General features: G+C 45.3%; 10 protein-coding genes. 4 read left to right on the plus strand and 6 right to left on the minus strand.

Features of this window, described 5'->3' with window-relative positions; genetic code table 11:
- Window positions 1–22: 22 nt before the first annotated feature.
- From folP to rlmE, 3 genes are all read right to left on the minus strand, one after another.
- Window positions 23–853: a dihydropteroate synthase gene (folP, locus tag CDZ87_RS04970; protein WP_100752565.1), complete on the minus strand. Its 831-nt coding sequence runs from the start codon at window positions 851–853 to the stop codon at window positions 23–25.
- Between the two features lie 50 nt (window positions 854–903).
- Entirely contained in the window at window positions 904–2,850 is a 1,947-nt protein-coding gene (gene ftsH / locus CDZ87_RS04975; RefSeq protein ID WP_172953553.1) for an ATP-dependent zinc metalloprotease FtsH, read from the minus strand.
- Between the two features lie 107 nt (window positions 2,851–2,957).
- Window positions 2,958–3,587: a 23S rRNA (uridine(2552)-2'-O)-methyltransferase RlmE gene (gene rlmE, locus CDZ87_RS04980; protein ID WP_100752460.1), complete on the minus strand. Its 630-nt coding sequence runs from the start codon at window positions 3,585–3,587 to the stop codon at window positions 2,958–2,960.
- A 113-nt stretch (window positions 3,588–3,700) separates the two neighbouring features.
- On the opposite strand from rlmE, the gene yhbY reads away from it, so the two are divergent.
- Window positions 3,701–4,000, plus strand: coding sequence for a ribosome assembly RNA-binding protein YhbY (yhbY, locus tag CDZ87_RS04985; RefSeq protein WP_038173894.1), 300 nt, complete (start codon window positions 3,701–3,703; stop codon window positions 3,998–4,000).
- A gap of 70 nt (window positions 4,001–4,070) precedes the next feature.
- On the opposite strand, the gene greA is transcribed toward yhbY, so the two are convergent.
- Window positions 4,071–4,544: a transcription elongation factor GreA gene (gene greA / locus CDZ87_RS04990; protein ID WP_100752461.1), complete on the minus strand. Its 474-nt coding sequence runs from the start codon at window positions 4,542–4,544 to the stop codon at window positions 4,071–4,073.
- A 556-nt stretch (window positions 4,545–5,100) separates the two neighbouring features.
- On the opposite strand from greA, the gene CDZ87_RS04995 reads away from it, so the two are divergent.
- Together CDZ87_RS04995 and dacB are read left to right on the plus strand one after the other, a co-directional pair.
- The gene (locus CDZ87_RS04995) at window positions 5,101–6,162 is read left to right on the plus strand and encodes a porin (RefSeq protein ID WP_100752462.1); all 1,062 of its coding nucleotides are present in this window, start codon (window positions 5,101–5,103) and stop codon (window positions 6,160–6,162) included.
- A 101-nt stretch (window positions 6,163–6,263) separates the two neighbouring features.
- Window positions 6,264–7,694, plus strand: a complete 1,431-nt coding sequence (gene dacB / locus CDZ87_RS05000; RefSeq protein WP_100752463.1) for a serine-type D-Ala-D-Ala carboxypeptidase — start codon at window positions 6,264–6,266, stop codon at window positions 7,692–7,694.
- Here dacB and CDZ87_RS05005 read toward each other — a convergent pair.
- The gene (locus tag CDZ87_RS05005) at window positions 7,673–8,518 is read right to left on the minus strand and encodes a magnesium transporter (RefSeq protein ID WP_100752464.1); all 846 of its coding nucleotides are present in this window, start codon (window positions 8,516–8,518) and stop codon (window positions 7,673–7,675) included. The genes dacB and CDZ87_RS05005 overlap by 22 nt on opposite strands.
- A gap of 442 nt (window positions 8,519–8,960) precedes the next feature.
- Window positions 8,961–10,148 (minus strand): tyrosine--tRNA ligase, encoded by a 1,188-nt coding sequence (gene tyrS, locus CDZ87_RS05010; RefSeq protein WP_100752465.1) that lies wholly within the window; start codon window positions 10,146–10,148, stop codon window positions 8,961–8,963.
- Between the two features lie 128 nt (window positions 10,149–10,276).
- Between tyrS and shyC the strand changes: the two genes are divergently transcribed.
- Window positions 10,277–11,563, plus strand: a complete 1,287-nt coding sequence (gene shyC / locus CDZ87_RS05015; protein WP_100752466.1) for a peptidoglycan DD-endopeptidase ShyC — start codon at window positions 10,277–10,279, stop codon at window positions 11,561–11,563.
- Window positions 11,564–11,583 lie beyond the last annotated feature (20 nt).

Below are 11,583 nucleotides of genomic sequence, written 5' to 3' on the forward strand. Positions count from 1 at the left end.
TTCCTTTATCTTTTTTCTCAGCTCAACGGTTAGCGTTAACCATTGAGACTATTTTTATCGCATCAAGCGTTTGTTCAAAATCGTGAACGCGAATAATCTGCGCTCCTTTCATCGCGGCGATGGTTGCACAACTGACACTGGCCGCGACACACTCTACCGGCTTTTTATCGAGCAGCTTAAACAGCATCGATTTACGTGACATCCCCGCTAACAGAGGGAGACCGAATTGATGAAACTGCTCAAGGTGGGCGAGCATATGATAGTTATGTTCAAGAGTTTTACCGAAACCAAAACCTGGGTCTAGGATCAGTTGCTGACGATGAATACCGACCGCCTCACACGCCTCTATTCTTTGTTGTAAGAACTCCTCGACCTCGGTCAGTAAATCATCATAATGAGGGCTGGCTTGCATGGTTCTTGGCTGCCCTTGCATATGCATCAGACAAATAGGCACGCCAGCTTGAGCCGCAACCTCAAGCGCTCCAGGCTCTTGCAGTGCACGTACATCATTAATCAGGTCTGCCCCGGCGTTAACCGCTTGACGCATCACTTCAGCTTTACTGGTGTCAATCGAAATCCACACATCAGACTGAGCTCGAATCGCTTTGATCAGCGGAATTACCCGCGCTAGTTCTTGCTCAAGTTCCACCTCGGGCGCACCTGGTCGCGTTGATTCGCCACCAATATCGATAATAGTAACGCCAGCGTTAATCATCTGCTTAGCTTGGGCGAGAGCATCTTCTAAACGGCAATATTGACCACCGTCTGAAAAAGAGTCTGGGGTAACGTTAACAATACCCATGACATGGGTTTGAGAAAGGTCGAGGGTTTTATTATTAGCAGTAATTTTCATCATAAACGCAAAAACCCCGAGTCGCCCCGGGGTTTAATCATAATACTTAATTATTCAGAATCTTTTTTCTCTGAAGGCTCAACAGTGGCGTCGTCTTGAGCTTCTGGCTGTTGCTCTTGACTCACTTGCACTGATGTATCATCGCTTTTTGCCTCTGACTTATTACTCGGGTTATCACCCCAACCAGCAGGCTGACGAATGTCTTCTTTACGTTCCATCAGGTCGTCTATCTGACCGGCATCAATGGTTTCATATTTCATCAACGCATCTTTCATTGAGTGCATGATATCCATGTTTTCTTCAAGGATTTTCTTTGCACGCGCATAGTTACGATCGATGATACTACGAACTTCATCATCAATGAGTTTAGCCGTGTCGTCTGACATATGCTTAGTTTGCGTTACGCTACGACCAAGGAAAACTTCACCTTCATCTTCAGCGTATAGAAGCGGACCTAGCTTTTCAGAGAAGCCCCATTGCGTCACCATCTTACGTGCAATATCAGTTGCACGCTCAATATCGTTAGAAGCACCTGTAGACACTTTGTCGGCACCGTAAATCAACTCTTCAGCAAGACGACCACCGTATAGACTAGAGATCATCGACTCAAGATGCTGACGTGACATACTGACACGGTCTTGCTCTGGTAAGTACATCGTCACACCTAACGCACGACCGCGTGGGATGATCGAGACTTTATACACAGGATCGTGCTCTGGAACCAAACGACCAACAATTGCGTGGCCCGATTCATGATAAGCCGTTGACGCTTTGGTCTCTTCAGACATCACCATTGAACGGCGCTCTGCACCCATCATGATTTTGTCTTTCGCCAGTTCAAACTCGACCATAGAGACGTTGCGCTTGTTACCGCGGGCGGCAAATAACGCCGCCTCGTTAACTAAGTTCGCAAGATCTGCACCAGAGAAACCCGGTGTACCACGTGCAATCAATGATGGTTCTACATCACCAGCCAAAGGCACTTTGCGCATGTGGACTTTTAAAATCTGCTCACGACCACGAACATCGGGCAATCCAACCACAACTTGACGGTCGAAACGACCAGGGCGTAGTAACGCTGGGTCTAGAACGTCAGGGCGGTTAGTTGCCGCGATAACGATAATGCCTTCATTACCTTCGAAGCCATCCATCTCAACCAGCATTTGGTTTAGTGTTTGTTCACGTTCATCGTGACCACCACCAACACCAGCACCACGCTGACGACCGACTGCATCAATCTCATCGATAAAGATAATACAAGGCGCCGCTTTCTTCGCTTGTTCGAACATGTCACGCACACGAGATGCACCAACACCGACAAACATCTCAACGAAATCAGAACCAGAAATAGTAAAGAATGGTACCTTGGCTTCACCAGCAATAGCTTTTGCAAGCAAGGTTTTACCCGTGCCCGGAGGACCAACCATCAAAACACCAGTCGGAATTTTACCGCCCAGTTTTTGGTATCGGCTCGGATCACGTAGATAATCAACCAACTCTTTAACGTCTTCTTTCGCTTCGTCACAGCCAGCAACATCGGCAAAAGTCGTCTTTATTTGCTCTTCGCTCATCATACGAGCTTTGCTCTTACCAAACGACATGGCGCCTTTGCCACCGCCGCCTTGCATTTGACGCATAAAGAAAATCCATACGCCAATCAGTAAGATCATAGGGAACCAAGAGATGAAAATAGTTCCCAACAGACTCTGCTCTTCAGGCGGAGTCCCTTGTACTTTCACATTTTGATTAATGAGGTCATCAAGCAGCTTCTGGTCATAGACTGGCATGTAAGTGACAAAACGTCCGCCACCGCCACGACGAGTGAAGGAAATTTCACCATCTTTAAAAGTTGCTTCCTGAATCTGGCCTTGGCCAACTTCCTGTACAAACGTGGTGTAGTCCACCGCTCTGCCATTGCTCTCTCCAGGGCCAAAGCTCTGGAAAACCGACATCAACACGACGGCGATAACAAGCCACAGAATTAAATTTTTTGCCATGTCACTCAAGGTGTCAGCCTCTCGATAACTAATTGTAATTAAAGGTAGGGTACTACAGTTCATAACCTGTAGCTATAGTGTTAACTGACCTATCAAGGCTTAAATAGTTAACCTTTGTAACCGGTGGCTACAACAAAGACCTCTCTTGAGCGAGCTCGCGAGGAGTCTGGTTTTCTCGTTTTTACGACTTTAAATTCATTTCGGACTTCTTTGACGAATTGATCAAACCCTTCGCCTTGGAAAACCTTGACCACAAAGCTACCATTAGGCGCTAGAACTTGTCGACACATATCTAAAGCCAATTCAACCAAATACATTGCACGGGGTTGATCGACCGAGTTGTTACCCGCAATATTGGGCGCCATATCAGACATCACCACATCAACCATTGACGGCTGAATGCGTTCAAGCAGTGCTTCTAAAACCGCCTCGTCACGAAAGTCACCTTGAAGGAAACTGACGCCCGCGATTGGGTCCATCGGCAATAAATCACAGGCGATGATCTGGCCTTGTTCCCCTACTATCTTAGCAGCATATTGAGACCAACCACCTGGCGCAGCACCTAAATCAACCACTGTCATACCAGGTTTTAGTAGTTTATCTTTGCTTTGGATCTCTTCGATTTTGAAATAAGCACGCGAACGATAGCCTTTTTTACGAGCTTCATTAGCATACTTATCATCAAAATGTTCTTTCAGCCAACGGCCTGAGCTGGCTGAGTGTTTTTGTTTACTCATTCGTTTCCTAATAGAGAGAGGGAGCAACTAACCCAATAAATTATAGTCTTCAGGGTTAGATGGCGCTAAAATGGTATTTTTCAACCCTCATAGTATAGAAAATTGGCCGCGTAATGAACCTAAGCACGAAACAAAAGCAGCATCTAAAAGGCCTAGCGCACAGTCTAAAACCTGTTGTGCTTATGGGCGCAAATGGACTTACTGAAGCTGTTCTAGCGGAAATCGAAATTGCTCTTGATCATCATGAACTGATCAAAATAAAAGTTGCCTCTGAAGATCGCGACACCAAAAACCTGATTATCGAAGCTATCGTGCGCGAAACTCGCGCAGAGAAGGTCCAAGTAATCGGTAAAACTTTGGTACTGTTCCGTCAATCAGCAGACCAGCGTAAAATCGAGTTGCCACGCAAGTAATTGTACTGCAATGAGCAATAAAAAAGGTCGCCAAGGCGACCTTTTTTAATATTTGTGCACTCGTGAGTACTTAGATATATTCAACACGGTCGATTTCGAAGTCGCGGTCGCCACCTGGCGTCGAGATTACGACTTCATCACCTTCCATTTTTCCAATCAGGCCACGAGCAATCGGTGAGCTTACCGAGATACGCCCAGCTTTAATATCTGCTTCGTCTTCACCAACGATTTGGTAAGTCTTTTCTTCTTCGGTATCGCAATCAATCAAGGTCACTGTCGCACCAAAAATGATCTTGCCCGTGTTATCCATTTTAGTCACATCGATAACCTGAGCAACAGAGAGCTTGTATTCGATATCACGAATTTGCGCTTCACAGATACCTTGCTCTTCGCGAGCAGCATGATACTCAGCATTCTCTTTTAAATCACCGAGTTCACGAGCTTCAGCGATTGCTTCAGAGATCTGCGGACGAAGCTTTAATAGTCGTTCAAGTTCGGTACGTAGCTTTTGTTCGCCACGCAATGTCATAGGGACTTTTTCCATTTTATACCTCATTCCAAAGCTTTCTTTGGACAAAACAAAACCACCCAACCGCGGGGATTAGGTAGTGTTATAAGCTAACCAATTTTCTCTAGTGTAAACAAAGTTAGCACTGAAATCACCTTAAATCCATGCCAACGCGTTTTCTGCTTTGTAATTGTTAAGTCAACACTTCGGTTAAATTAGCCTACGCTAATTAACATTCACCACAACGATAGAACAATCCCTTCTCCCATCAAAAAAAAACTAAAACACCCACTATTTACACAATACTCACTAAATAATAAAAAACACTTAAAATCATAAGCTTGATATTTTTTTTGAAAAACAAAACAGTGTTCAATAGTGTGATTTATATCGTTTTACTACCATTGACTGGAACTTTAGCGGTACAACATTGGTCACCAATTGCTCGCAAGATGATTCTTGGCTGCTCATGTATATGATTACAATCTTACTTATGGGCATGATTCACTTGAGTAATCGTTAGAGGATAGCTCGTTGTGAGTTGTCGCTCGCATAACAACTATTTATGGACAGTAAATTTAGGACTAACAAGATGAACAAAACTCTGATTGCTCTAGCAGTTGCAGCTGCAGCAGTGGCAACTGGCGCAAACGCGGCAGAAGGTATTCAAGCAGGCGGTATCGAAGGTACTTCTGTATACAGCGCAAACGGTAACTCTCTAGAGATCGGTGGCCGTGCTGAAGCCCGTCTATCTCTCAAAGATGGTAAAGCTGAAGACAAAACTCGTGTGCGTCTAAACTTCCTAGGTAAGACTCAAATCACTGATAGCTTGTACGGTGTTGGTTTCTACGAAGGTGAGTTCAACACCGCGGAAAACGGTAAAGGCACAGACGAATCTGGTAGTGACCTAACTAACCGTTACGCTTACGCAGGTATCGGCGGTAACTTCGGTGAAGTAACTTACGGTAAAAACGAGGGTGCACTAGGTGTTATCACTGACTTTACCGATATCATGTCTTACCACGGCAACTCAGCAGCATACAAAATTGCTGTAGCAGACCGTACTGATAACATGGTGTCTTACAAAGGCCAATTTGCTGACCTAGGTCTTAAAGCAAGCTACCGTTTCGCTGACGCTGAAAACAAAGAAGTTAACGGCTACGATAATAACGATGCGGACGGCTACTCTCTATCTGCTATCTACGCAATCGGTGACTCTGGCGTTAAACTAGCTGCAGGTTACGCTGATGGTAACCAATTTATCGACAACGAATTGAATGAACGCAACCAGTACATGCTTGCCGCGTCATACGTAGTAAGTGATTTCTACTTTGCTGGTACATTTGTTGACGGTCAAGACAAAGAAAAAACAACTGGCGATAAAATAGATCTAACTGGTTACGAATTTGCTGCAGCTTACAAGCTAGACAAAACGGTGTTCAGCACAACATACAACTACTTGGAAGAGAAAAGTTCTGGTCTGAAAGAAGAAGCTGCAGACAATATCGCTATCGACGCAACTTACTACTTCAAGCCAAACTTCCGCACTTACATCTCGTACAACTTCAACCTACTTGATGAAGATGCAGCGAAAGGTATTACTAAAGCCGATGCTGAAGACGAGCTAGCACTAGGTCTACGTTACGACTTCTAATTTGCTGACTCTACGTCACCAATCTAAACCGCCTGCTCTCTAGTAGGCGGTTTTTTTTATCGCTATACTGGGGTTAACCTTCACTGACCCGTTATCTTCCCATGCTGTTTTATCGCTATACTTTGCTAACCGCTTTTTGTTTGACGCTATTGACTTCCCAAGCGTTGGCGAGCCTCAGTGTCGAACTATTACCGCAAGGTAGCCGAGTCTCCACTCGAGTAGAAAGCTTAGAGCAGTCGACGGTTTATCAACAAACCGACAATCAACAACAACTCTTTCCACCCGCCAGTACACTAAAATTAGTCACTGCATTAGCCGCTAAGCTTGAGTTAGGCGACACGTTTCGTTTTGAGACTCGACTTGAGCAATCAAATCAAGACATCGTGGTACGTTTTTCCGGCGACCCAACGTTATCAAGTGATGATCTTCAACGCTTATTAGCTCAGCTAAAACAACAAGGTATCGACGCCATTGAAGGAAATTTATGGCTCGATAACAGCGCCTTTACTGGCTATGATCGTGCGGTTGGTTGGCCTTGGGACATACTCGGCGTCTGTTACAGTGCACCAGCGTCAGCGATATCGCTCGACGGTAATTGTGTCCAGGCATCGATTTACACCGAGCAAGAGGGGAAAACCCGCGTCTACGTGCCTGAGCATCAACCTATTTATGTCACAACCTCGGCCAAGTCGGTGTCAAAAATAGAGCAAGAGAGCACCCAGTGCGATTTAGAGCTGCTGTCATCACCAGATAACCACTATCAATTACAAGGGTGTTTGCAAAGCAGAAGTAAACCACTCCCGCTTAAATTTGCAATTCAAGACCCTGCGCTTTACACCCAGCGTATCGTGCACACTTTTCTTGCTCAGCTCGGTATCACTTTGCACGGTGAAATAAAGATTGGTCCGGCGCCTTTTGCCACTCGCCCACTTGCCAACCATCAATCTGAACCACTACCAAAGTTGCTAGAAACCATGTTAAGACAATCTGACAATCTCATTGCCGATAACTTAACCAAGGCCTTAGGCGCAACGTTTTATATTCAACCTGGTAGCTTTGCTAATGGCACCAAAGCGATCAAACAAATTGTCTTCTCGCACACGGGCATCAACCTCGATTCGCTGCCACTCGCGGATGGCAGTGGTCTATCACGCAATAACCGTTTTAGTAGCCAAAAGATGGCCGACGTTCTCCGCTACATCTGGCAACACGATAGTGAGCTTGATCTGATCGCCTTGATGCCGACTTCAGGCACCAATGGCACACTAAAATATCGCCGCAGTATGCGTCAATCACCGATTAAAGGTCAGTTGGTGGCTAAAAGCGGCTCTGTGTACGGCAGCCATAATATGGCCGGTTTTGGTTTAAACCCACAAGGGCAACCGAGCACTTTGTTTGTCCAGTTTGTGGCGGATTATCATCCAGTCAAAAAAAGCAGCGATGCCCCTAAGACCACGGCTCCCATTACCCAGTTTGAAACCTTGTTTTATCAAGATGTGATCAAATTTAGTCAGGCAATACCTAACAAATAGTTAACCACATTAAAGTAGATCCACATCCCGGTGATATCGACTATTGATGCCAACACAGGGCTGACCAATACCGCAGGGTCGAGTTTAAACGCCCGCGCTAAAATCGGTAGTAGCCCGCCTAAAGCCGTCGACATCGTCACTTGGATAAACAGCGCCACAGCAATCGCGAAGGCAATGATATCTAAGTTAAAGCCACCAGCACTGTTTGCATCACTGAACAACAAGATTCGCCCAATAATCACGAGCGCAATCGCAAGTGCGAGACAAACCGCTACGCGGCTCTCTTTCCAAAACACCGCTAACCACTGCCGTTTACGCAGTTCACCAGTCGCTAAGGCACGAATCACCAAGGTGGCCGCCTGAGTTCCAGTATTCCCCCCAGCCGCTGCAATCACTGGCATATAAACCGCCAGCAGGACCAATTGACTCAGAATGTCTTCATATTGAGCAATGATTAAGCCCGACACTATGCCCAATAAGGCTAAAGCGATAATCCACCCAATACGCTGTTTCACATGCTCAAGTACCGACGTTTCAAGATAACTACTTGATGTTTCCACCTCTGAATGAATAAAGCCTAACTGGTGCGCATAATGGCGCGCCTGCTTGTCATATCCCTCATGCTCCAATGCTGAAATAAGTTGTTGCACATAGCCAATCGAACAATGATTGAGTATCGCAACCGCCTCTTCAACTGGCATAACGGTTAATAGGTGTACTTGTTGATTTTGCTCATATTGCAAAAAGGCATTACGAGCTGCCCCGATCTCTTGCTGAGAGAAGTGTTGATTGTTTTCAATGTATGCATTGCTCATTACCGTCATGGCGAATCTCCCGATTGGCAAATGGTAACGACCATCGAATACAGCGACAGCAGTAGCTAACAACAGCAGGCATTATTAAAAAAAGAGCACACTGTTTCGCGGTTGACGCTGAATTGAATTCTAGAATTTAAAGGAGAAAAACGTGAGGATTCACATTAAAAAGAGAAGGCTCTACCACTGAAGTAGAGACGTGAGACGACAATACCGAGGTGGTTTATTTTTCCCCTTTCATACTAGGAGGATGGTCGATATTGTTCATAAAAGTCTCCGAATAAACCGCCTAACTGGCAGCGCGGGGATAATAACAAAAGTGCTGAGAAAAAACAGTCAAAATCGTACAAAAAAACTGATTTTTCATTACGCTATGTTTTACCAACGGTAGTAATGAAAAAAGCGCCCAAAAAGCGCTTTAATTCAGATTAATTTCAGTTACTTAACATTACTATTTGATAGTAATGCGAGCAAATTTTCGCTTACCCACTTGGAACACATAAGTGCCCGCTTTAGGCGTCAATTTAGAATCGCCGACTTTTTCACCATCAATCTTCGCTGCGCCTTGTTTTACCATACGCATCGCTTCAGATGTTGATGCACAAAGACCCGCTTCTTTTAGCAGATTACTCACTGGTAAGCCTGAATCAAAATCAAACTCTGGCATCTCTTCAGGGATTTGATTCTTCGCAAAACGGTTAACAAACTCTTGCTCTGCGGCATCAGCATCGGCCTGTGAGTGGAAACGAGCGATGATCTCTTTCGCTAGCGCAACTTTGACGTCACGTGGGTTGTTACCAGCGGCAACATCCGCTTTCAGTTGAGCAATTTCTTCCAATGGGCGGAAGGAAAGTAACTCATAGTAGCTCCACATTAGATCGTCAGAGATTGACATGATCTTACCGAACATTTCACCTGGTGCTTCGCTAATTCCGATGTAGTTGTGAGCAGACTTCGACATTTTCTTTTCGCCATCAAGGCCAACAAGAAGCGGCATTGTCAGAACAACTTGCGGTTTCTGGCCGTGTGCTTTTTGCAATTCACGTCCCATCAGCAAATTAAACTTCTGGTCAGTACCACCTAGCTCAACATCCGTTTCCATTGCGACTGAGTCATAGCCTTGTAGGAGTGGATACATAAATTCATGGATAGCAATTGGCTGACCACCTGCGTAACGCTTTTTGAAGTCGTCACGCTCAAGCATGCGAGCAACCGTTTGGTTAGCGGCAAGACGAAGCATTCCCTCTGCACCTAGATCAGAAAGCCACTCAGAGTTAAATTGAATCTTAGTCTTTGCGGGGTCAAGAATCTTAAACACCTGCTCTTTATACGTTTCTGCGTTACGCAAAACGTCTTCACGAGTTAGCGGCGGACGAGTGGTGTTCTTACCCGTTGGGTCACCAACCATGCCAGTAAAATCACCGATGAGAAACGTCACATCATGACCTAGTTCTTGAAAAGCGCGCAGCTTGTTCAAAATAACGGTATGGCCCAAATGAATATCAGGAGCGGTTGGATCGGCACCTAGTTTAATGCGTAAAGGGCGACCTTCTTTTAATTTAGCAATCAGTTCGTCTTCTGGAATTAGCTCTTCAACACCGCGTTTAATCTCGGCTAGTGCAGCTTCAATGCTCGCCATTCTTGTTCACTCCCACAGATTTGGCAAAAATTTGATATTTTGCCATCTTACTTGAATAGCGATGCTTTTTGAAACCAGTTAGACTAAACAGCTATGCTTTTTTAACGATTTTTTAGAACGGACATACGATGTTGTCTCTTTTTGCTCGCCTGCCTTGGATTCATCGAGCTCTTATTGCTTTTTTCAGTGCTTTTATGGTGATAGCGCTATTATTACCCGCTCCTCAAGAACTTCGCCAACATGAGAGTTTCTATCAGGTAGGAAAGGCGTACCCTTTATCGATTAATATCGATGCCCTGATTCAGCAACAGTCGGTTCCTCAGTTAGTGTTCTTACGCTGGGAAAAGCACACTATTGGTTCTGGTGATAGTATGGCGCTGCTGTTTCAGCGAGCCGGACTTTCTTCTCGCTTACTCTATCAACTCACATCGACTAACAAAGAGATAGAACGCCAATTGACCCGAGTTAGACCTGGTGACGCCTTCCAACTTGGGTTTGATAGCGACAACCAATTGGTTCAAATTGCTCGTCAAATCAACCCGTTCGAAACCTTCCTGATCACGAAATCAGAAGATGGCTATGTTTCGTCGCTGGATAAAAAAGAGGTCAATTATCAATATAATTATGCCGAGGCGATGATCACTTCTAATTTCTGGAATGCGGCCGCCTCTGCGGGCCTTACTCCGAATCAGATTATGGAATTAGCCGGAATTTTTGGTTGGGATATCGATTTTTCGCTCGATATTCGCAGCGGAGACACTTTTAAAATTCTCTACCAAGAGAAAGTGGTTGAAGGCGAAGTGGTTGATCGCGGCAAAATTATCGCCGCAACGTTTACCAACCAAGGTGATACCTTTAAAGCTATTTTGGATGACAAAACTGGCAGCTACTATGACGAAAACGGACGCGCAATGAAGAAAGCGTTCCTACGCTCTCCACTCGATTTTCGTCGTGTCAGCTCGAACTTCAACCCAAGCCGTCGTCATCCAGTCACTGGAAAAGTACGCGCTCACCGAGGCACCGATTATGCCGCTCCCGTGGGTACCCCTATTTGGGCGGCAGGTGACGGTATAGTGCAAAAATCGAGCTACAACCAATTCAATGGTAATTATGTGTTCATTAAACACAGCAATACCTACATCACCAAATACTTGCACTTAACCAAACGTACTGTAAAAACAGGCCAACGCGTCAAACAAGGCCAAACCATTGGCACATTAGGCGGCACTGGCCGGGTGACAGGCCCTCATCTTCACTATGAATTTTTAGTTAATGGCGTACATAGAAATCCACGCACGGTCAAACTGCCCCAGTCCAAATCGCTAGCTGGTAAAGCTAAAACCACCTTTATCGCCAATGCAAAGTTGCGTTTAGATAAGCTTGAGCGATACGGACAACTACTCGCTACCCCATAAACCCAAAAGACCCGCTTCAA

The sequence above is a fragment of the Vibrio salilacus genome, from assembly GCF_002811245.1.
GTDB lineage: Bacteria > Pseudomonadota > Gammaproteobacteria > Enterobacterales > Vibrionaceae > Vibrio > Vibrio salilacus.

What these genes read in the sequence shown, in the direction of transcription:
- folP (WP_100752565.1), bottom strand. Translation starts at nt 853, where the DNA reads ATGAAAATTACTGCTAATAATAAAACCCTCGACCTTTCTCAAACCCAT.
- ftsH (WP_172953553.1), bottom strand. Translation starts at nt 2,850, where the DNA reads ATGGCAAAAAATTTAATTCTGTGGCTTGTTATCGCCGTCGTGTTGATG.
- rlmE (WP_100752460.1), bottom strand. Translation starts at nt 3,587, where the DNA reads ATGAGTAAACAAAAACACTCAGCCAGCTCAGGCCGTTGGCTGAAAGAA.
- yhbY (WP_038173894.1), top strand. Translation starts at nt 3,701, where the DNA reads ATGAACCTAAGCACGAAACAAAAGCAGCATCTAAAAGGCCTAGCGCAC.
- greA (WP_100752461.1), bottom strand. Translation starts at nt 4,544, where the DNA reads ATGGAAAAAGTCCCTATGACATTGCGTGGCGAACAAAAGCTACGTACC.
- CDZ87_RS04995 (WP_100752462.1), top strand. Translation starts at nt 5,101, where the DNA reads ATGAACAAAACTCTGATTGCTCTAGCAGTTGCAGCTGCAGCAGTGGCA.
- dacB (WP_100752463.1), top strand. Translation starts at nt 6,264, where the DNA reads ATGCTGTTTTATCGCTATACTTTGCTAACCGCTTTTTGTTTGACGCTA.
- CDZ87_RS05005 (WP_100752464.1), bottom strand. Translation starts at nt 8,518, where the DNA reads ATGACGGTAATGAGCAATGCATACATTGAAAACAATCAACACTTCTCT.
- tyrS (WP_100752465.1), bottom strand. Translation starts at nt 10,148, where the DNA reads ATGGCGAGCATTGAAGCTGCACTAGCCGAGATTAAACGCGGTGTTGAA.
- shyC (WP_100752466.1), top strand. Translation starts at nt 10,277, where the DNA reads ATGTTGTCTCTTTTTGCTCGCCTGCCTTGGATTCATCGAGCTCTTATT.